The sequence below is a fragment of the Kitasatospora sp. NPDC088742 genome (assembly GCF_055584905.1).
Window position 1 is genome coordinate 18895 of record NZ_JBVJLD010000068.1, and the last position, 20542, is coordinate 39436.

Genomic DNA, 20542 nt, shown 5'->3' on the forward strand with positions numbered 1-20542 from the left:
CCGGGTGGTCCGTGTGGATCATCCGGGCTGACCCGTTCGGACCAGTTTGCGGGCAATCAGTGGGACTGCGTCGGGTTCGGGCTACTTGCGCGTGCCCTGCCCGAGCCGCCCGAAGTATCCTGCACGGACGCATCGCCGACAGCACAGCACGCGGAGGGCGAGGGGGCCGGACGACGCCCTTTCGGTCCCCGATGCGCGACCGGATCCTCCCGTACCAGTTCACCCGTCCCAGGCCAGGGGCCCACCACGGCCCCGCCCCCGGTGGCCACCAGCCCCGCCCGCCCAGGACGGCTCCGGTCCCGCAGCGGCCGCGCGCGCCCGTCGCCGGTGCCCGCCGAGCACATCTTGCGAACTGGAGAACCGAACGTGGCCGGCCGTATCGAGGACTACGCACTCATCGGGGACATGCAGACCGCCGCCCTGGTCAGCAGGGACGGGGCCGTGGACTGGCTCTGTCTGCCCCGGTTCGACTCGCCGGCGGTCTTCGCCGGGCTGTTGGGCACCGACGAACACGGCTTCTGGCGGATCGGACCCGCCGAACCGGTCGGCGCCGCCACCGTCCCCGCCTCCGACGCTCCCGCCACCCGTTCGGCCCAGCCCGATCCGAACGAACACCGGCAGCCCCCGGCCACCGCGGCGGCCCCCGCGGTGCCCGCCGACCGGCGCCGCTACCGGGGCGACTCGCTGATCCTGGAGCAGGAGTGGGACGGCCCCGGCGGGACCGTCCGGGTGACCGACTTCATGCCGCCCCGCCCGCTCACCGGGCCGGACGCGGTGCCGCAGATGATCCGGATCGTGGAGGGCCTCAGCGGCCGGGTCCGGATGCGCTCGGCGCTGCGGATGCGGTTCAGCTACGGCCGGGTGGTGCCCTGGGTGCACCGGGTCGAGCAGGCCGACGGCGGGCACCGCACGGTGGCGGTGGCCGGGCCCGACTCGGTCTGGCTGGACGGCGAGGCCGAGACCTACGGCCGGGACCTGACCACCTACGCCGACTTCACCGTGACCGAGGGCGAACGGATCGCCTTCGCGCTCACCTGGCAGGCCAGCCACCTGCCCGCCCCCGAGGCCCCGGACGCCGAGGCGGCGCTCAAGCACACCGCCGAATTCTGGCGCGAGTGGGTCGCCCAGTGCACCTACCAGGGCCCCTACCGGGAGCCGGTGGTCCGCTCGCTGATCACCCTCAAGGCGCTCACCTACGCCCCCACCGGCGGCATCGTGGCCGCCCCCACCACCTCGCTGCCCGAGGACATCGGCGGCGAGCGGAACTGGGACTACCGCTACACCTGGCTGAGGGACGCCGCGATCACCCTCTCCTCGCTGCTGCGCACCGGCTACCGCGAGGAGGCCCGGGCCTGGCGCGAGTGGCTGCTGCGGGCCGTCGCGGGCGACCCGGAGAACCTGCAGATCATGTACGGCATCGCCGGCGAGCGGGAGCTGAAGGAGTTCGAGCTCGACTGGCTGCCCGGCTACGAGGGCTCCCAACCCGTCCGGGTCGGCAACGGCGCCGCCAACCAGCTCCAGCTGGACGTCTACGGCGAGGTGGTCGAGGCCCTGCACCTGGCCCACATGACCGGCCTGACCCGCAACGACCACGCCCACCTGCTCCAGCTCCGGCTGATCAGCTACATGGAGCAGCACTGGCGCGAGCCGGACGAGGGCATCTGGGAGGTGCGCGGCCCCCGCCGGCACTTCGTGCACTCCAAGGTGATGGCCTGGGTCGCGGTGGACCGCACCATCAAGCTGATCGAGCAGACCCCGGCCGAGGGCCCGCTGGAGCGCTGGAAGGCGCTGCGCGACGAGATCCACCGGGACGTCTGCGAGAAGGGCTACGACGCGGGGCGCAACACCTTCACCCAGTACTACGGCGGCAAGGAGCTGGACGCCTCGCTGCTGCTGATCCCCCAGGTCGGCTTCCTGCCGCCGGACGACAAGCGGGTGATCGGCACCATCGAGGCGATCCAGCGCGAGCTCTCCACCGAGGACGGCTTCGTGCTCCGCTACCCGACCCACGACGACCACGGCAACAACGTGGACGGCCTCTCCGGCCACGAGGGCGCCTTCCTGGCCTGCTCGTTCTGGCTGGCCGACGACCTGGCGATGATCGGGCGGGTCCAGGAGGCCCGGGAGCTGTTCGACAAGCTGCTCTCGCTCCGCAACGACCTCGGGCTGCTGGCCGAGGAGTGGGACTCCCGGGCCCAGCGGCAGGTCGGCAACTTCCCGCAGGCCTTCAGTCACGTGCCGCTGATCGACACCGCGCTGCGGCTGACCGCCTGCGCCGGGGCCTACCTCTCGGCCCAGCCGGACGGGCGGGAGCGGGAGCAGGCCACCCTCTGACGGACCCTCAGCACTGACCCACGGGCACCCGGCGGACGACCCCGCCGGGTGCCCGCCTCATGCTCCGTCGGTGATCTGCCCCAGCCGGCGGACCAGTTGCTCCACCGTGTCCGTGGGCGGCCAGGGGAAGTCCGGCAGCGCGGCCCGCAGGGTGACCTGGCCGTGCAGCGCCGTCCAGAGCGCCACGGCGTCCCCGAACGGGTCGGTGCTGGCCGAACGCCCTGCCTCGACCACCGCCTCCAGGCTGCGGACCAGACCCATCAGGGCCTCCGGCCCGTTCGGCCGGGCCGCCGTCCGGCAGGCGCCGGTGGCGAGCCGCTGGGGGGTGGACCCGAAGACGATCTGGTAGCAGGCCGGCTCCCGGGTGCCGAACTCGACGTAGGCGGCGCAGCCCGCGAGCAGCGCGTCCACCGGGTCGGCCGTGCCCTCCCGGGCCGCCGAGGTCATCCGGCCCAGGCGGTCCAGCGCCTCGGTGACCACCGCCTCGACGATCGCCTCCCGGTCGGGGAAGTGCCCGTAGATCGAGGGTGCGGCGATGCCGACCTCCCGGGCCACCGCGCGCAGGGTGACCGCCTCCTTGGAGCCCTCGCGCTCGATCACGGCGATCGCCGCCCTGACGATCTCCTCGCGCAGCCGGGTGCCCTCGCCCCGGCGGTTCCTCGGCCTGGCCGGTGCCTGCTGCTCCATGGCCGTGACTTTACACCTGTTAGGTCAAGGCGCTAGCTTCTCCGGCGACAGCTAACAGCCGTAAGGTTACGAGAGTTAGGGGACTCCGTGAGCATGTCCGCCCTGCCCGATCCACGCCGCTGGCGCGCCCTGGCCGCGCTCTGCTCCTCCCTGGTGGTCGTCACCATCGACAACACCGTGCTGAACACCGCCCTGCCGGCCCTGGCCGAAGCCCTGCACGCCTCCACCGCCGACCTGCAGTGGATCAACAACGCGTACACCCTGGTCTTCGCCGCCATGCTGATCACCGCCGGCGGCCTCGGCACCCGGATCGGCCAGCGCCGCTCGCTCACCGCCGGGCTGGCGGTCTTCGCCCTGGCCTCGGCGGTCGCCGCCCTCGCCGACTCGGCGGCCCAGCTGATCGCCCTGCGAGCGGTGATGGGCCTGGCCGCGGCCTTCGTGATGCCCGCGACCCTCTCGGTCATCGTGATGCTCTTCGACGAGCGGGAACGCCCCAAGGCCATCGCCGTCTGGTCCGCCACCGCCGGGCTCGGCATCGTGATCGGCCCGATCGCGGGCGGCCTGCTGCTGGAGCACTACTCCTGGAGCAGCGTCTTCTGGATCAACGTCCCGCTGGTCGCGGCCGCGCTGGCCGCCGCCCTGCTGCTGGTCCCGGCCCTGCCGGGCCGCCGGGGCGGCCGCCTGGACGTGCCCGGCCTGCTGCTCTCCGCCCTCGGCCTGGCCGCCCTGGTCGACGTGATCATCCGGGGCCCCGAACGCGGCTGGCTCTCCACCGGCACCCTGGCCGAGGCCGCCGCCGCGGTGGTGCTGCTCGGCGCCTTCGCCCGCTGGGAGCTGACCACCCCTCAGCCGATGGTCGACCTGCGGATGTTCGCGGTCCGGGCGGTCGGCCTGGCCGGGGCGATGCTCGCGGTCACCTTCTTCGCCCTGTTCGGCCTGCTCTTCGTCTACACCCAGTACCTCCAACTGGTGCACGGCTACAGCCCGTTCAAGGCCGGCCTGGGCGCCCTGCCGTTCGCCCTGGCGATGGCCGCCACCTCCGCCACCAGCGCCGCCACCGCCGCCCGCTTCGGCACCCGCATCGCTATCTCGGGCGGCCTGCTGCTGATGGCCCTGGGCCTCGCGGGCCTCTCACTGACCGAGGTCCACACCCCGTACGCCCGGCTCTGCGTCGCGATGGCCGTGGTCGGCGCCGGGATGGGCCTGGTGATGGCCCCGGCCAGCGCCACGGCGGTCGCCGCGATCCCCCGGGAGCGGGCCCCGATGGTCAGCGCCTTCAACGGGGTGGCCCGCGAACTCGGCGGCGTGCTCGGCATCGCCGTCGTCGGCACCGTGGTCTCCGCCGCCTACCGTGACGGGATCCCGGACGTCCCCGCCCCGGCCGCCGCGGACCTCCCCTCCGCCCACGCCGTCGCCGCTCACCTCCCGCCCGACGCCGCCGCCCGCCTCACCGAAGCCGCGAACCAGGCCTTCACCACCGCCATGCACAGCGGCACCTGGACCTGCGCCGCCATCGCCCTCGCGGGCGCGGCGGCCGCCTACCTGCTGATCCGGCCCGGGAGCCCTGCCGACGAGGACATGGGCCCAGGGGCGCGAGGAACTGCGCGCGGGGGAACGGCAGTACGTGCAACTGGCTGACGTGCCCCGGCCTCACACTGGGCCGCCTTCCGCACTCGCGCAGTTCCTCGCGCCCCTAGCGGTTCACGTTCGTTGGACCAGTTCGTCGTAGGTGCTGAGGACCTGGGCGACGGTGTCGGACTCCTCCGGCCAGGTGGCCGCCTGTTGGTGGGCCGCCGCCGCCAGGGCCGCCCGCCGGGCGGGGTCGGCGAGCAGTCCGCCGACCGCGCCGGCCAGGGCGGCGGGGTCTCCGTAGGGGACCAACGCGACCGCCTCGCCGACCAGTTCGGGGATGCCGCCGACCGAGGTGGCCACCACCGGGACGCCGGCCCGGACCGCCTCCTGGACGACCAGCGACCGCGGCTCCCAGCGGCTGCTGACCACCACCAGGTCGGCCGCCGCCAGCAGGTCGGGCACGTCGGTGCGGTGCCCGAGCAGCTCGACCGGCAGCTTCTCCGCGGCGATCCGCTCCGCCAGCTGCTCCCGCTCCGGCCCGTCCCCGGCGATCAGCACCAGCGGGTCGGTCTCGCCGAACTCCGGCAGCCGCGCCGCGTCCAGCAGCAGCCCGAAGGATTTCTGCGCCACCAGCCGCCCGATCGCCAGCACCAGCGGCCGGTCCGGGCCGCCGCCGAGCAGCGCGGCCCGGGCCGCCTCGCGGCCGAGCCCGGAGGGCGGCATCGGCGGGGCGGCGACGGGGCCGAGCCGGGCGTCGGTGGCGCCCAACTCCCGGGCCCGGGCGACCAGGTCGGACGAGGCGCCGAGCACCAGGTCCGCCGAGCGGGCCACCCGACGCTCCATCAGACGCTGCAACCGCCGGTCCAGGCCGGTGGCCAGCATCGCGTGGTGCGAGGTCACCACGAGCGGCGTCTCCGGCCGCAGGCCGGGGAAGCGGCCGGCGGTGCGCAGCGCCAGGTCGGAGAGCAGACCGGCGCGCAGACCGTGCGCGTGCACGATGTCCGCGCCGGTGAACGCGCGCCGGAGCTCGCCGATGGCGGTGGCGTCGCTGCGCGCCCCGGAGGTCGGGGTGATGTCGACCGGGTGGAAGCGCGCGCCGGTGCGGCCGAAGCCGAACAGCGCGTCGGTGCCGCCGGGGGCGCAGACGGTGACCACCACGCCGTGCTCGACCAGGCCCTGGGCCAGCGAGCGCACATGGGCGCCGATGCCCCCGCTCCCTGCGGAGAGCACCAGCACCACGTGCAGCTGCCCCGTTTCGGTGCCCTTGGTGGCGCGGGTGGCGGAATGGTCCACGTCGTCTCGCTCCGACTCGATCACGGCCCAGTGAGTGTCCAGCCGCCACCATGCCAGGTAAGGCGCCCCTTTGGACAGTCGGCGCCGTCCGTGTCGGCCGTACCCCGTCAGGCGTCGCGGGGACCGCGGGCGGCCGCGAGCAGCTCCTCGGCGTGGGCGCGGCCGAGCTCGGAGTCCTCCAGACCCGCCAGCATCCTGGAGAGTTCGCGCACCCTCTCCTCATCGGAGAGCACCTTGACGCCGCTGCGGGTCACCGTGCCGTCGTTGGTCTTCTCCACCACCAGGTGCCGGTCGGCGAAGGCCGCCACCTGCGGGAGGTGGGTGACCACCACGACCTGGGCGGACTCGGCCAGCTTGGCCAGCCGGCGGCCGATCTCGACCGCCGCCTTGCCGCCGACCCCGGCGTCCACCTCGTCGAACAGGTAGGTCGGCACCGGGTCGGCCCCGGCGAAGACCACCTCGACCGCGAGCATCACCCGGGACAGCTCACCGCCGGAGGCGCCCTTGGCGATCGGCCGGGGCGAGGCGCCGGGGTGCGGGGCCAGCAGCACCTCGACCTCGTCCACCCCGTGCTGGCCGAACGCGACGGTACGGCCGTCGAGTTCGAGCCCGTCCGGGTCGTCGGTGCGGCTCAGGTCGAAGGTGACCCGGGCGTGCGGCATGGCCAGCTCGGCCAGCTCGGCGGAGACCGCCTCGGCGAAGCGGCCGGCCGCGGCCTGCCGGGCGGCGGAGAGTTCGGCCGCCGAGTCGGTGAGCTCTGTGCGCAGTTCCGCGTGACGCTCCGTCAACTCGACGATCCGGTCGTCGTCGCCGTCCAGCTCGGCGAGCCGGGCGGCCGAGGTCTCGGACCACTCCAGCACCTCGGCCAGGGTGTTCTCCTCGCCGGCGTACTTGCGCAGCAGCTGGGCCAGCACGGACCGGCGGTCCTCGACGGCGGCCAGGCGGACCGGGTCGGCGTCCAGGTCGTCGGCGTACCCGGCCAGGTCCTGGGCGACGTCGGCCAGCAGGTAGCCGACCTCGTTCAGCCGGTCGGCCAGCGCGGCGAGGCGCTCGTCGTGGTGGCGCACCGCGTCCACGGCCCGGCGGGCCTGGCCCACCAGGGTGCCCGCGTCCACGCCCTCCGGGTCGGAGGGGTGGCCGGTGAGGGCGGCCTGGGCCTGGGCGGCGGCGGAGCTGAGCGCGTCGGCGTGGCCGAGCCGCTCGGCCTCGGCGGCCAGCTCGACGTCCTCGCCGGCCACCGGCTCGGCGGCGGCGATCTCGTCCAGCCCGAAGCGGAGCAGGTCCGCCTCCTGGGCCCGCTCCCGGGCCCGGGTGGTGAGCTCATCCAGGGTCGCGGCCACCTCACGCAGCGCGCGGTAGCTCTCCCGGTACCGGGCCAGCGGGGCGGCCACCGCGGCGCCCGCGTAGCGGTCCAGCGCGCCGCGCTGGCGGGACGGGCGCAGCAGCCGCTGCTGGTCGGTCTGACCGTGCACGGCGACCAGGTCCTCGCCCAGCTCGGCCAGCAGGCCGACCGGCACCGACCGGCCGCCGACGTGGGCGCGCGAGCGGCCCTCGGCGGAGACGGTCCGGCTGATCAGCAGTTCGCCCTCGTCCAGTTCGGCCCCGGCCTCCAGGGCCCGGGCCAGCACGGAGGAGCCGGCCGGCAGCGAGAGCCTCCCCTCGACCACCGCCCGCTCGGCCCCGCGCCGCACCAGGGCCGGGTCGGAGCGGCCGCCGAGCAGCAGCCCGAGGCTGGTCACCACCATCGTCTTGCCCGCCCCGGTCTCGCCGGTGACCGCCGTGAAGCCCGGCGCCAGCTCGACCACCGCGTCGTCGATGACGCCAAGATCCCGTATCCGCATCTCGTCCAGCACGGTGACGACCTTACGAGGTTCCACCCCCGGCGCGCGACGAGCGTCGGTGCCGGGCGGGGAAGTTGCGGGCAAGTTCATCCCTTCCGGGCGTCCTCGGGCACCGTGCACCGGCGCAGGAAGAACTGTGCAAGCGGCCCGATCGCCAGAGCGTAGGCGACGGTACCGACACCGACCGAGCCGCCCAGCGCCACGCCGACCAGCAGCACGGTGATCTCGATGCAGGTGCGGATCAGCCGGATCGAGCGGCCGGTCACCCGGTGCAGGCCCGTCATCAGGCCGTCCCGGGGGCCGGCGCCGAGCCGGGCGCCGATGTAGAGACCGGTGGCCAGGCCGTTGAGCAGCAGGCCGGAGACGAACAGGGCGATCCGGGCCGCCCAGGCCTGCGGCGCGTCCAGCAGGCCGAGGGTGAGGTCCATCGCGACGCCGAGCACCACCACGTTGCCGACCGTCCCGACCCCGGGCACCTGCCGCAGCGGGATCCAGAGCAGCAGCACCAGCGCGCCGACGATGGTCACCCAGCTGCCCATGCTCAGACCGAGGTGGTGGCGTAGGCCCTGGTTGAGCACGTCCCAGGGATTGACGCCCAGTGAGCCGCGCATCATCAGCGCCAGGCTCGCCCCGTACAGCCAGAGGCCGACCAGCAGCTGCGGCACCCGGCGGCCCAGCCGGCCGGTGGTCCAGACGCTGCGGGGTGCCTGGGTCAGAGTGGCCATGGCGGGGCGCTCCTTCGAGGATGGGTGCTGGCGGCCGAGTGGCCGCCCTGCCATCATGGGGAATCCACCTGACGGCCCGACAGGGCCAATCCGATGGAAGTGGACTGAAATGGCCGAGTGGCAGAGCACCGTCTCCCCCATCGCCCTGGCCCGGCAACTGCGCACCGCGCGCCTGCCCGAGCCCGCCGGCCACCGCCCCGCCTACCGGGAACTGGCCGGACAGGTCCGCCTGCTGGTCTCCGAAGGCCGCCTCGCCGTCGGCACCCGGGTCCCCGCCGAACGCGAGCTCGCCCAGGCCCTCGCCCTCAGCCGCACCACCGTGGCCGCCGCCTACGAGGCCCTGCGCGCCGACGGCTACCTGCGCAGCCGCCGCGGCTCCGGCAGCTGGACCACCCTGCCCGAGGGCAGCAGCCCGCCCAGCGACGCCCTGCACCCCGTCCCGCCGGACGAGAGCGGCCGCACCCTCGACCTCGGCATCGCCGCCCTGCCCGCCCCGCAGCCCTGGCTCGGCCAGGCCGCCGCCCGGGCCGTCGAACAGCTACCCGCCTACGCCGCCGGGCACGGCAACTTCCCCACCGGCGTCCCGGTCCTGCGCGAGGCCATCGCCCGCCGCTTCACCGAACGCGGCCTGCCCACCACCCCCGACCAGATCCTGGTCACCACCGGCGCCATGACGGCCCTTCAGCTGGTCCACCACGCCCTGCTCTCCCGCGGCGACCGGGTCGCCGTCGAGGCCCCCAGCTACGCCCACACCCTGCGCGCCCTCGAACGCGCCGACACCCGCCTGGTGCCCGTCGCCCAGCACGACGGCCGCTGGGACCTGCCCGAGTGGCAGCGGGTGCTGCGCGACGCCGCCCCCCGGGTCGCCTACGTCATCCCCGACTTCCACAACCCCACCGGCGCGCTCATCGACGAGGACCAGCGCCGCTCCCTGCTCGCCGCCGCCCGCACCTCCGGCACCACCGTCCTGGTGGACGAGACCCCGGCCGAACTCGGCTGGAACACCGAGGAGATGCCCCGCCCCACCGCCGCCCTGGACCGGGGCGCCCAGGTGGTCACGGTCGGCTCCGCCAGCAAGATCCTCTGGGGCGGCCTGCGGATCGGCTGGGTCCGCGCCGCGCCCGGCCTGATCCGCCGGCTCGCCACCGACCGGGCCTTCACCGACATCGGCAGCCCGGTGATGGAGCAGCTGATCGCCGCCGAACTGCTCACCGAACACCTCGCCGAGGCCCGGGCCGACCGGCACCAGCGGCTGCGCGCCGGAGCGGAGGGCCTACTGGCCGCCCTGCGCGAGCAACTCCCCCGCTGGCACGCCGAGTTGCCGCCCGGCGGCCTCACCCTCTGGGTGGGCACCGACGGCCTCTCCGGCGCCGCCCTGGCCCAGGCCGGCGAACAGACCGGCGTCCGCATCGCGGCCGGCTCCCGGTTCGGCGTGGACGGCGCCTTCGAGCACCACATCCGCATCCCGCTCACCGTCCCACCGGCCGCCACCACCGACGCCGTCACCCGCCTCGCCGCCACCGCCCGCCTAGCCGCCACCGGCCACTGGCCCGGCCTCGATTCAGCCCTGCCCCTCGCCGTCTGACGACGGCAGCGGCCCGGGGCCGGAGGCCCCAGGGGCGCGAGGAACTGCGCGAACCGGAAGGCGGGCACTAGGTCGGGGCATGCGAGCCAGTTGCACGTGCTGCCGTTCCCCCACGCGCAGTTCCTCGCGCCCCCGGGGTAGCCACTTCGCTCAGCAGGCCCCGCCGCGCCCCCGCCAGCCCGTGACCGGAAGCGCGAACTTCGCCACCAACCGGTCCGTGAACGGCGCCCGGTGGAGCCGGGCCAGCCGCACCGGAGTGCTCCCCCGGCGGACCTCCACCCGCGCCCCGGCCGGGAGTTCGAAGGAGCGACGCCCGTCGCACCAGAGGATCCCGTTCTGCGTCTTCGGCTGCACCTCCACCGCCAGCACCGAGTGCGGCGAGGTCACCAGTGGCCGGGCGAACAGCGCGTGCGCGGAGATCGGCACCATCAGCAGCGCCTCCACCTCCGGCCACACCACCGGCCCGCCGCCCGAGAACGCGTACGCCGTCGACCCCGTCGGGGTGGAGAGCACCACGCCGTCGCACCCGAAGTTGGACACCGGCCGGCCGTCCACCTCCGTGACGACCTCCAGCATCCGCTCCCGGGAGGCCTTCTCGACCGAGGCCTCGTTCAGCGCCCAGCCCTCGTACAGCACGTCGCCGTTGGTGCGCACCACCACGTCGAGGGTCATCCGGTCCTCGATCTCGTAGTCGGCGTCCACCACCCGCTCGACCACCACCGCGAGATCGTCCCGCTCGGCCTCCGCCAGGAAACCCACCCGGCCCAGGTTGATGCCGAGCATCGGCAGCCCGGACTCCCGGGCCAGCTCGGCCCCGCGCAGCAGCGTGCCGTCCCCGCCGGCGACCAGGATCAGCTCACAGCCGTCCGCCGCGCCGTGACCGCCGCCGACCAGCTCCACGCCGTCGGGGAGGTCCAGCCCGACCGCCTCGGCGGAGAGCAGACGGATCCTGATCCCGGCCTTCAGCAGGCCGTGCACCAGCGCCTCGACGCTGCGCAGCGCGGTCTCCCGGCCGGTGTGCGCGATCAGGAAGACCGTACGTTCGTCGCTCATGCTGCTGCCCTCTCCCTCACACCTGCCCCCGCTGCGGAGCAACGGACCGGACGCCTGCGGAGCACCCTATCCGGGCACCCGCCCGCCAGGGGCGGTTCAGACCGACCGACAGTTGGCGGACACGCCCTACTGCGGGCCCTCCGCCACCGCCCGCTCCGCGTCCGCCGGGTCCAACTGCGGCGCGTCCCGGCGCATCCAGAGGAAGTACTCGACGTTCCCGGACGGCCCCGGCAGCGGGCTGGCGGTCACCGCCCGCACCCCGAGGCCCAGCTCCCAGGCGTGGCCCGCCACCTGACGGACCATCTCGGCGCGCAGCTGCGGGCTGCGCACCACCCCGCCGCTGCCGAGCCGGTCCTTGCCGATCTCGAACTGCGGCTTGACCATCAGCACCAGGTCGGCGTCGGGCGCGCAGCAGCCGGCCAGCGCGGGCAGCACCAGGCCCAGCGAGATGAACGACAGGTCGCCCACCACCAGGCCGACCGGCTCGCCGCCGATCTGTTCCAGTGTCAGTTCCCGCACGTTGGTGCGGTCCATCACCGTCACCCGCTCGTCGCTCTGCAGCGACCAGGCCAGCTGTCCGTAGCCGACGTCCACCGCCAGCACGTGCGCCGCCCCGGACCGCAGCAGCACGTCGGTGAACCCGCCGGTGGACGCTCCCGCGTCCAGCGCCCGACGGCCCTCGACCACCAGCCCCTGCGGCACGAAGGCGGCGAACGCCCCGGCCAGCTTGTGCCCGCCGCGCGAGACGTAGTCGGGGTCGTTCTCGTCCTTCGCCACCACCACGGCCGCCGCGGTCTCCACCTGGGTGGCCGGCTTGGTCGCGGTGGTGCCGCCGACGGTGACCCGCCCGGCCGCGATCAGCTCGCTCGCGTGCTCACGCGAACGGGCCAGCTTGCGGCGGACCAGCTCCGCGTCGAGTCGGCGTCGTGCCACTGCCACTGGGGTTCCATCTCCTACTGCCGGCTACTGCTGATCGAGCGCGGCGAGCACATCCGCCAGCCGCTGCTGTACATCTTCGTACACCGCCACCCGCTCCCCGGTCTCCGCCCCGGCCGACTCGGCGAGACGGGCCAGCTCGGCGTCGACCTCCGCGAGGCCGGTGGGGTCGTACGACTCCTCCTCCGCGGCGCCCGGATCAGTCATCGGCGGGCTTCTTCTTGGCGGGCGCGGCCTTCTTCGCCGCGGTCTTCTTCACCGCCGTCTTCTTCGCCGTGGCGGTCTTCTTGACGGTGGCGGTCTTCTTCACGACCGTCTTCTTGACCGGCGCGGCCTTCTTCACCGCGGTCTTCTTCGCTGCCGCCTTCTTCACCGGCGGAGCCACCACCAGCTCGGGCTGCTCCTCGACCTCGTCCTCGTCGTCGTCCCCGGGCACGAACCAGGCGTCAGGCCCCAACTCGGGCTCCTCCTCCGGCTCCAACTCGAACTCCGGCTCGGGCTCCGACTGGCGGACCTCCTGCTCCCAGCCCTGGTCGAACAGCCCCGCCGCGCGCCGCTCCCGGGGCTGCTCGGGCTCCGGCGCCTTCTCCTCCCCGGCCCCGCCGACCAGCTGCTTCTCCAGGTAGCTCAGCACCACGCCGACCTTCACCACCTGGTCGCCGATCTTCTCGAAGGCCTTCTCCGCCTCGGCCCGGGTCACCCCCACCGCGAGGTCGATCCCGGCCCGTCCGGCCGTCACCGCCTCCCCGGCCAGGGTCTCCACCCGCTTCACCACCGGCGGCAGCTGCACCAGCAGCCCGGCCACCTGCTTGCCCGCCTCCTCGGCGACCTCGGTGGCCACCACGACCACCCCGCGCACCAGATCCCGCAGCATCTCCGCCTCCTCCGTGCCGCTCCTGCCGTCGTCGTCGACGCTACCCGAGGGAGACCCCCGGCACTGCGATAGCGTGGGCGGCCGGACCTGACGGGAGATCACAGCGATGGCCAGCACCGAGGAGTGCCGCGCGGCACTCGAACAGCTCAGCCGCAACCTCACGGGCGCCGACGGCGACGTGCAGAAGGCCGCCGCCCTGGACCGTTCGCTCAGCTGCCACCTCACCGACCTGGGCGTCACCTTCACCGGCCGGCTGCGCGGCGGCGAGATCACCGGCCTCACCGAGCAGCCCGGCCCGCCCGCCGCCAAGGCCGACATCCGCCTCACCATGACCAGCGCGGACCTGGTCGCGATGGTCGGCGGCTCGCTGAAGTTCGCCTCCGCCTGGGCCTCCGGCCGGGTCCGGCTGGAGGCCGGCTTCCGCGACCTGCTCCGCCTGCGCTCGCTGCTCTGAGCACCCCTCGGGAAAGCGCTTTCCGCAACATCCGACGGACCGTCAGACCGCCGGCACGATCCGCTCCACCGCCGCCGTGACCAGCCGCTCCCGCTCCTCCTCGGAGAACACGCCCGGCAGGGTCAGCTGCTCGACGATCAGCCAGTTGAAGGCCAGGTAGAGCAACCGCACCGCCTCCGCGTCCCCGGGCAGCCCGGAGGCCTCGTGGTAGGCCACGTTGGCGTCCAGGTCGGCCCGCACCCGCTCGGTCAGCACGTCCCGCAGCCCGGGCCGCCGGGTGGCCTCCAGACGGAGCTCCAGCAGCGCCAGGTAGCCGGTCCGGAAAGCGCTTACCCGGCCCACCAGCTCCCGCATCAGCGCGGCGTACGTCCCCCGGTCGGGCTTCGCCGCCCGCTGGCGCGCCACGGTCTCCTCGTCCGGCTGCAGCCGCTCGTAGACCCGGGCGCCGGCCTGGGTGAGCAGGTCGTCCCGGTTGGCGAAGTAGTTGGAGGTCGTGCCGGGCGGGACGGCGGCCGCCGCGTCCACCGCGCGGAAGGTCAGCCCGCGCGCCCCCTCGGCCGCCAGCACCTCGATCGCCGCGTCCACCAGGGCGGCCCGCCGCCCCTCGTTCCTGCGCGCCATTGACACCACTCCATCCGTAGTACTACGGTCTGACCACTCCGCTCAGAGTACTCCAACGAAAGTGGTACCGGTTTGCGCAAGCTCGTCTACTACGTCGGCGTCACCATCGACGGCTACATCGCCGGTCCCGGCGGCGAGTACGACTTCTTCCCGCTGGACGACACCTACAGCACCTGGCTGAACGGCCACCTCCCCGAGACCGTGCCCACCCCGATGCGCGCCGCCCTCGGCCTCACCGAGACGCCCGCCGCCCGCTTCGACACCGTCCTGATGGGCCTCGGCACCTACCGCCCCGCCCTCGACGCCGGCCTCACCAGCCCGTACGCGCACCTGCGCCAGTACGTCGTCTCCACCACCCTGGCCCCGGACACCGACCCCGCCGTCAGCGTCGTCGAGGACGACCCGCTCGGCCTGGTCCGCGACCTCAAGCGCCGGCCCGGCCAGGACATCTGGCTCTGCGGCGGCGGCCGGCTGGCCGGTGCCCTGCTCCCCGAGGTCGACGAACTGATCGTCAAGAGCTACCCGGTCCTGGCCGGCTCCGGCATCCCGATGGTCGCCGGCGGCTTCGACCCCACCCTCTTCACCCCGACCGACCGGAAGTCCTTCGACACCGGAACCACCGTCACCTGGCTCACCCGCAGCACCACCTGACGGAACGACAGGACAACGGGACGACGGAGGGCGGCAGCCACCGGCCACCGCCCTCCGCCCGCGTGCCACGCCCTACAGGCCCAGCTCCTCCAACGCCTTCCGCCCGTCCACGGCGCGCTCCGCCGACCAGGCCGCGCCGCACAGCGCCCGCAGCCCGTCGTAGACGTCCTCGCCGCCCCCGGCCAGCCGCAGCGCACCGTCCTCGGCCCAGGCCCGCCAACCGCCGCACTCGAAGCCGCCGTCCACCGCGACCGCCGCCCGATGGGCCGTCAGCAGCCCCCGCAGGTCCGCCGCCAGGTACGTCGGCCGGTGCTCCGGCGGCGCCGCCAGCAGCAGCGCCGGGGTGGTCACGCCGGTGAACACCAACAGGCTGTCCACCCCGCCGTTCCACGCCCCCTCGATGTCGGTGTCCAGCCGGTCCCCGACCACCAGCGGCCGCTTCGCGCCCGTCCGGATCACCGTCTCCCGGTGCATCGGCGGCAGCGGCTTGCCCGCTACCTCCGGCTCGACCCCGGTCGCCGTCCGCACCGCCGCCACCAGCGTCCCGTTCCCCGGCGCGATGCCACGCGCCGTCGGCACCGTCAGGTCGGTGTTCGAGGCCACCCACGGCAGCCCGGAGGCCACCGCGTACGAGGCCTCCGCCAGCTGCGGCCACCCCACCGACGGGTCGTACCCCTGCACCACCGCCAGCGGCCCCTCCTCCAGCGAGCGCACCGCCACCAGCCCGTGCTCGGCCAGCGCCTCCACCAGCCCGGCCCCGCCGACCACCAGCACCTTCGACCCGGCCGGCACCTTCTCGGCCACCAGCCGGGCCGCCGCCTGCGCCGAGTTGATCACGTCGGCCGGCTCGGCCGGTACCCCCAGCTCGGTCAGGTGCTCCGCCACCACCCGCGGCGGACGGGAGGCGTTGTTGGTCACGTACGCCAACCGCATCCCGCCCGCCCGGGCCACCTCCAGCGAGGCCGCCGCGTGCTCGACCGCGTACGGGCCCGCGTACACCACCCCGTCCAGGTCCAGCAGCGCCGTGTCGTACGCCTCGGCCAGCGGGAGCTCACTGCCCCCGGGTGCCGTCCGGGCCGTACCGCTCGCGGTCTGGGTCATGCTGCTGCCACCTCGTGCTCGTCGTCGGTCCGTCACCCCGTCAGGCGGAGTCCTGCCCGGGCTCCCGGTACCCCGGCGCCCCCGGCCGCAAGGGCCCGTACGCCCCGGCCCTGGCCGCCAGCGTCGCCTTGGTCTGCCGCAGCGCCGCCCGGTAGTGCTCCGCCTCCGGGCGCATCGCCACCGCCAGCGCCAGGTGCTCGGCCGAGGCCTCGAAGTCACCCAGCCGGGCCGCCGTCAGGCCCCATCCGAACTGAGCGTAGTCGTCCGAGGGATCGAGCTGCGCCACCGTCTTGAAGTTCTCCAGCGCCTCCCGGTACAGCCCCGCCCCGTACCGGGCCCGCGCCAACGCCTCCAGCACGCTGCGCGAGTGCGGCTCGGCCTCCGCAGCACGCAGCAGCAACTGCACCGCCGCCGCCGGATGCCCCTGCTCCAGCAGCTGCGCCCCGCGCCGGAACCAGTCGTAGACCTCGCCCTCGGGCACCCCGTCACCGTTGCTCATACCGTCCCCGCTCCCTCCGGCCACCGCACGAAATCTGACACAGCCTCCGGCCACTGTGATCACTCAACAGCACATACCCGGTTACCATGCCCAGGATGACGACACCCAGTGCACCCAGTGGAGCAGGTGTCCCGTCGGGCGGCCCCGGAGACCCCGGACAGGTCGCCACGGCGGGGCTGTCCCTGTCCCCGTTCCGCGCCCTCCGCTACCGCCCGGACCGGGTCGGTAACCTGGCCGCCGTCACCTCGCCGCCCTACGACGTGGTGGACCCGAACCGGCGGCTCGACCTGGAGACCTCCGACCCCCACAACATCGTCCGGCTGATCCTCCCGCGCCCCGAGCCCGAGGACAGCGGCGACCGGCCCGACCGCGACACCCGCTACCGCCACGCCGCCCGGCTGCTCGCCGAGTGGCAGCGCGAGGGCGTGCTCGCCGCCGACCCCGAGGCCGCCCTCTACGTCTACGAGCAGACCGCCGGCGGCATCCTCCAGCGCGGTCTGATCGGCTCCCTCGCGGTCAGCGGCAGGGAGGCCGGCATCGTCCTCCCGCACGAGGACGTGATGCCCCGCCCGGTCGCCGACCGGGTCGGCCTGATGCGCACCACCAAGGCCAACCTCGAACCCCTGCTGCTCACCTACCGCGGCAGCGGCGGCGCGGCCGGCGTGATCGAACGCACCGTGCTCGACGAGCCCCTGCTCACCACGACCACCACCGACGGCACTCACCACCGGCTCTGGGCCGTCACCGACCCGGCCGACCTGGCCGCCGTCACCCGTGACCTCTCCACCTGCCGCGCCCTGATCGCCGACGGCCACCACCGCTGGGAGATGTACCTCCGCCTCCAGCGCGAGCACCGGCACCTCCCCCGCAGCCCCTGGGACCGCGGCATGGTCCTGCTGGTGGACACCGCCCGCTACCCGCTCCGGGTCCGCGCCATCCACCGCGTGCTCTACCGCCTGCCGCTCGCCGACGCCCTGGCCGCCCTCGGCGAACAGTGGCGGGTCAAGGAGGTCCCCGGCCCCCTCGACCACGCCCTGGCCGCCCTCGGCGAAGCCAAGCGGCACGGCGGCAACGCCTTCCTGCTCACCGACGGCCGGGGCGCCTTCCACCTGATCACCGACCCGGACCCGGCCCTGCTGGAGGCCCACGTCCGCGCCGACCGCCCCGAGGAGTGGCGCCACCTGGACGCCACCGTCCTGCACTCGGTCCTGCTCGACCACACCTGGCGGGTGCCCGACGGGCCCGACGACATCGGCTACCTGCACGCCTCCGCCGCCGCCGACCGCGAGGCCGCCCGCACCGGCGGCACCGCCGTACTGCTCCACCCCGTGGACGAGAGCGTGGTCCGCCGGCTGGCCGAACAGGGCGTCACCATGCCCCGTAAGTCGACCTCCTTCGGCCCCAAGCCGGCCACCGGCCTGGTGATCCGCAGCCTCGAACTGGGCTGAGCCGCCGTCAGGCCCCGCAACGCGGAAGGCCCCGGCCACCTCACGGTGGCCGGGGCCTTCTGACGTTCACTCAACCTCAGCGACGGTCGTCGCCCTTGGCGTCGCGGAGCTCGTGCTCCTCCGCCTCGTCGATCTCGAGGTCGTCCTCGTCGTAGTACTCCTCGACGTCCTCCTCGTCCTCGTAGATGACCCGGTCCTCACCGGTGTCGTCCACGGAGACCTTGCGGCGCGGCTTCTCCTCGACCTCGGCCGCCTCGACCTCGTCGCCCTCGTCCTCGACCTCGACGCGCTCGGCCTCGTCGCCTTCGTCCTCGACCTCGACCTCCGGGTCCATGGTGTCGGTGAACTCCAGGCCGTCGATCTCGGCGAGCCGCTCGGAGGCGTTGGTCAGGCCGTCGCTGTCCGCCTCGGCCGCCTTGGCGAACCACTCGCGCGCCTCGTCGGCACGGTCGGCCGCGATCAGCGCCTCGGCGTAGGCGTACCGCAGACGCGCGGTCCACGGGTGCACCGCGCTGGAGGCCAGCTCCGGGCTCTGCAGGGTCACCACGGCCGCGTCGAACTGGCCCATGTCGCCGCGGGCACCCGCCGCGACCAGACGCATCTCGACCTGACCGGCCTTGTCCAGCTGCTTCACCTCGGGCTCACCGGCCATCGCCAGCGCCCGCTCCGGACGGCCCAGACCGCGCTCGCAGTCCGCCATCACCGGCCACAGGTCCACCCGGCCGGTCATCCGCTTCGCGGCACGGAACTCGGTCAGCGCCTCGGAGTAACGCTGCGTCATGTACGAGGCGAAGCCCGCCGCTTCGCGGACCGAGGCCACGCGGGAGGCGAGACGGAGCGCCACGCGGGAGTACTGGTAGCCCTCCTCCGGGTCGGTGTCGAGCGTCCGGGCCACCATGACCAGGTTGCGCGCCACGTCGTCGGCGAGGGTCTTCGGCAGGCTCTTGAGGTCCTGGCGGACGTCCCCGTCCAGCTCGAAGCCGGTCACGTCGTCCGGGATCGGCAGCCGCTTGACGGGCTCGTAGTTGCCCCGACGGTCGTCGTGGTCCGACCGCTCGTCGCGACGCGGCCGGTCATCCCGGTTGCCGAACGCCGGACGCCCACCACGGTCATCGCGGTTGCCGTACGACGGACGTCCACCACCGGAGGGGCGGTCACCGTAGGCCGGGCGGCCACCACGGTCGTCCCGGCGCGGGCCACGGTCGTCGCGGTTGCCGTAGGACGGGCGGTCGCCACGGTCGTCCCGACGGAAGCCACCACCCGAGGGGCGGTCACCACGGTCGCCGTACGAGGGCCGGCCACCACGGTCGTCACGGTTGCCGTACGACGGACGGTCGCCACGGTCACCGTAGGACGGACGGCCACCACCGGACGGACGGTCACCGTACGAGGGGCGGTCGCCGCGGTCGTCCCGACGGAAGCCACCACCGGAGGGACGGTCACCGTACGAGGGGCGGTCGCCCGAGGGACGGTCGTCGCGACGCGGGCGGTCATCCCGGTTACCGAACGCCGGACGCCCACCACGGTCGTCACGGTTGCCGTACGACGGACGGTCACCACGGTCACCGTAGGACGGACGGCCACCACCGGAGGGGCGGTCACCGTACGAGGGGCGGCCACCACGGTCATCGCGGTTGCCGTAGGACGGACGGTCGCCCGAGGAACGGTCGTCGCGACGCGGGCGGTCATCCCGGTTGCCGAAAGCCGGACGGCCACCACGGTCGTCACGGTTGCCGTACGAGGGACGGTCGCCCGAGGAACGGTCGTCGCGACGCGGGCGGTCATCCCGGTTACCGAAAGCCGGACGGCCACCACGGTCATCGCGGTTGCCGTACGACGGACGGTCACCACCGGAGGGGCGGTCACCGTAGGACGGACGACCACCGCGGTCGTCACGGTTGCCGAAGGAGGGACGGTCGCCACGGTCGTCCCGGCGGAAGCCACCACCGGAGGGGCGGTCACCACGGTCGCCGTACGAGGGGCGGCCACCACGGTCGTCACGGTTGCCGTAGGACGGACGGTCACCCGAGGGACGGCCGCCACGGTCACCGTAGGACGGACGGCCACCACCGGAGGGACGGTCACCGTACGAGGGGCGGCCACCACGGTCATCGCGGTTGCCGTACGAGGGACGGTCGCCCGAGGGACGGTCGTCGCGACGCGGGCGGTCATCCCGGTTGCCGAACGCCGGACGCCCACCACGGTCGTCACGGTTGCCGTACGACGGACGGTCACCACCGGAGGGGCGGTCACCGTAGGACGGACGACCACCACCGGACGGACGGTCACCGTACGAAGGCCGGCCACCACGGTCATCGCGGTTGCCGTAGGACGGACGGTCACCCGAGGGACGGCCACCACGGTCATCGCGGTTGCCGTAGGACGGACGGTCACCCGAGGGACGGCCACCACGGTCGTCACGGTTGCCGTAGGACGGACGGTCGCCACGGTCGTCCCGGCGCGGACCGCGGTCGTTCGACCAACCGCCACGCGACCGGGGCTCGTAGCCACGGCCTTCGTCGCGACGGTCGGGGCGGTCCTGGGGAGGATTCGACATCGTGGTGACTCCTGTCTGCTGCTTCAGCTCAACCGCGCGGCCTGGACGAGAACCCTCGTCCGGTGCGGTCTGGCGGCGGCCCGCATGGCCACACACCAGCTCCATTGTCCGGCACCCGGCCCGTCCCCGCCGTCGGGCGAGGGCTGGCTTGATGCCATCGGGAAAAACAAAAAGGCCGTGGCTCCAGCGATTCGCTGGGGCCACGGCCTTTGAAGAATTGTTCGGCGGCGTCCTACTCTCCCACAGGGTCCCCCCTGCAGTACCATCGGCGCTATGAGGCTTAGCTTCCGGGTTCGGAATGTAACCGGGCG

General features: G+C 74.0%; 19 protein-coding genes and 1 rRNA gene. 7 read left to right on the plus strand and 13 right to left on the minus strand.

What is annotated here, in order from left to right:
* Positions 1-366: 366 nt before the first annotated feature.
* Positions 367-2334: a glycoside hydrolase family 15 protein gene (locus tag ACZ6ZR_RS35175; protein ID WP_465649509.1), complete on the plus strand. Its 1968-nt coding sequence runs from the start codon at positions 367-369 to the stop codon at positions 2332-2334.
* Between the two features lie 57 nt (positions 2335-2391).
* Here ACZ6ZR_RS35175 and ACZ6ZR_RS35180 read toward each other — a convergent pair whose 3' ends face one another.
* Positions 2392-3021, minus strand: coding sequence for a TetR/AcrR family transcriptional regulator (locus tag ACZ6ZR_RS35180; protein ID WP_465649510.1), 630 nt, complete (start codon positions 3019-3021; stop codon positions 2392-2394).
* Positions 3022-3114: 93 nt separating this feature from the next.
* Between ACZ6ZR_RS35180 and ACZ6ZR_RS35185 the strand changes: the two genes are divergently transcribed.
* Complete coding sequence (locus ACZ6ZR_RS35185; RefSeq protein ID WP_465649539.1) at positions 3115-4659, plus strand: MFS transporter; 1545 nt, start codon at positions 3115-3117, stop codon at positions 4657-4659.
* Positions 4660-4722: 63 nt separating this feature from the next.
* Here ACZ6ZR_RS35185 and ACZ6ZR_RS35190 read toward each other — a convergent pair whose 3' ends face one another.
* The 3 genes from ACZ6ZR_RS35190 to yczE form a co-directional block, all read right to left on the minus strand.
* A complete protein-coding gene (locus tag ACZ6ZR_RS35190; protein WP_465649512.1) occupies positions 4723-5886 on the minus strand; it encodes a glycosyltransferase family 4 protein in 1164 nt (387 codons plus the stop codon).
* A gap of 107 nt (positions 5887-5993) precedes the next feature.
* Entirely contained in the window at positions 5994-7727 is a 1734-nt protein-coding gene (gene recN / locus ACZ6ZR_RS35195; RefSeq protein ID WP_465649541.1) for a DNA repair protein RecN, read from the minus strand.
* Between the two features lie 86 nt (positions 7728-7813).
* On the minus strand, positions 7814-8452 hold the full coding sequence (gene yczE / locus ACZ6ZR_RS35200; RefSeq protein ID WP_465649514.1) for a membrane protein YczE: 639 nt from the start codon (positions 8450-8452) through the stop codon (positions 7814-7816).
* Positions 8453-8561: 109 nt separating this feature from the next.
* On the opposite strand from yczE, the gene yczR reads away from it, so the two are divergent.
* Complete coding sequence (yczR, locus tag ACZ6ZR_RS35205; protein ID WP_465649515.1) at positions 8562-10037, plus strand: MocR-like transcription factor YczR; 1476 nt, start codon at positions 8562-8564, stop codon at positions 10035-10037.
* 150 nt (positions 10038-10187) lie between these two features.
* Here yczR and ACZ6ZR_RS35210 read toward each other — a convergent pair whose 3' ends face one another.
* The 4 genes from ACZ6ZR_RS35210 to ACZ6ZR_RS35225 all read right to left on the minus strand — a co-directional run bounded on the left by ACZ6ZR_RS35210 (position 10188) and on the right by ACZ6ZR_RS35225 (position 12900).
* Complete coding sequence (locus ACZ6ZR_RS35210) at positions 10188-11090, minus strand: NAD kinase (RefSeq protein ID WP_465649517.1); 903 nt, start codon at positions 11088-11090, stop codon at positions 10188-10190.
* 126 nt (positions 11091-11216) lie between these two features.
* Positions 11217-12023 carry a TlyA family RNA methyltransferase gene (locus ACZ6ZR_RS35215; protein WP_465649543.1) on the minus strand — a complete coding sequence of 269 codons (807 nt, stop codon included), beginning with the start codon at positions 12021-12023 and terminating at the stop codon, positions 11217-11219.
* 30 nt (positions 12024-12053) lie between these two features.
* Complete coding sequence (locus ACZ6ZR_RS35220) at positions 12054-12233, minus strand: hypothetical protein (protein WP_465649519.1); 180 nt, start codon at positions 12231-12233, stop codon at positions 12054-12056.
* Positions 12226-12900, minus strand: coding sequence for a hypothetical protein (locus ACZ6ZR_RS35225; RefSeq protein WP_465649521.1), 675 nt, complete (start codon positions 12898-12900; stop codon positions 12226-12228). The genes ACZ6ZR_RS35220 and ACZ6ZR_RS35225 overlap by 8 nt, the downstream gene beginning before the upstream one ends.
* Positions 12901-13006: 106 nt before the next feature.
* Here ACZ6ZR_RS35225 and ACZ6ZR_RS35230 point away from each other — a divergent pair, with 106 nt between their 5' ends.
* Positions 13007-13354 carry an alkyl sulfatase C-terminal domain-containing protein gene (locus ACZ6ZR_RS35230; protein ID WP_465649523.1) on the plus strand — a complete coding sequence of 116 codons (348 nt, stop codon included), beginning with the start codon at positions 13007-13009 and terminating at the stop codon, positions 13352-13354.
* Positions 13355-13396: 42 nt separating this feature from the next.
* Here the strand turns inward: ACZ6ZR_RS35230 and ACZ6ZR_RS35235 are convergent, their stop codons facing one another.
* Positions 13397-13975, minus strand: a complete 579-nt coding sequence (locus tag ACZ6ZR_RS35235) for a TetR/AcrR family transcriptional regulator (protein ID WP_465649524.1) — start codon at positions 13973-13975, stop codon at positions 13397-13399.
* 72 nt (positions 13976-14047) lie between these two features.
* Here ACZ6ZR_RS35235 and ACZ6ZR_RS35240 point away from each other — a divergent pair, with 72 nt between their 5' ends.
* The gene (locus ACZ6ZR_RS35240; RefSeq protein ID WP_465649526.1) at positions 14048-14626 is read left to right on the plus strand and encodes a dihydrofolate reductase family protein; all 579 of its coding nucleotides are present in this window, start codon (positions 14048-14050) and stop codon (positions 14624-14626) included.
* Between the two features lie 72 nt (positions 14627-14698).
* On the opposite strand, the gene ACZ6ZR_RS35245 is transcribed toward ACZ6ZR_RS35240, so the two are convergent.
* Positions 14699-15727: an HAD-IIA family hydrolase gene (locus ACZ6ZR_RS35245; RefSeq protein ID WP_465649528.1), complete on the minus strand. Its 1029-nt coding sequence runs from the start codon at positions 15725-15727 to the stop codon at positions 14699-14701.
* A gap of 40 nt (positions 15728-15767) precedes the next feature.
* Positions 15768-16226, minus strand: coding sequence for a tetratricopeptide repeat protein (locus ACZ6ZR_RS35250; protein WP_465649530.1), 459 nt, complete (start codon positions 16224-16226; stop codon positions 15768-15770).
* A gap of 95 nt (positions 16227-16321) precedes the next feature.
* Here ACZ6ZR_RS35250 and ACZ6ZR_RS35255 point away from each other — a divergent pair, with 95 nt between their 5' ends.
* Positions 16322-17674 (plus strand): DUF1015 family protein, encoded by a 1353-nt coding sequence (locus ACZ6ZR_RS35255; protein WP_465649532.1) that lies wholly within the window; start codon positions 16322-16324, stop codon positions 17672-17674.
* A gap of 76 nt (positions 17675-17750) precedes the next feature.
* Here ACZ6ZR_RS35255 and ACZ6ZR_RS35260 read toward each other — a convergent pair whose 3' ends face one another.
* Positions 17751-18662, minus strand: coding sequence for a tetratricopeptide repeat protein (locus ACZ6ZR_RS35260; protein ID WP_465649534.1), 912 nt, complete (start codon positions 18660-18662; stop codon positions 17751-17753).
* 54 nt (positions 18663-18716) lie between these two features.
* Here ACZ6ZR_RS35260 and ACZ6ZR_RS35265 point away from each other — a divergent pair, with 54 nt between their 5' ends.
* Positions 18717-20444: a hypothetical protein gene (locus ACZ6ZR_RS35265; RefSeq protein WP_465649536.1), complete on the plus strand. Its 1728-nt coding sequence runs from the start codon at positions 18717-18719 to the stop codon at positions 20442-20444.
* A 6-nt stretch (positions 20445-20450) separates the two neighbouring features.
* Here the strand turns inward: ACZ6ZR_RS35265 and rrf are convergent.
* Positions 20451-20542, minus strand: a 5S ribosomal RNA gene (rrf, locus tag ACZ6ZR_RS35270); the annotation flags it as partial.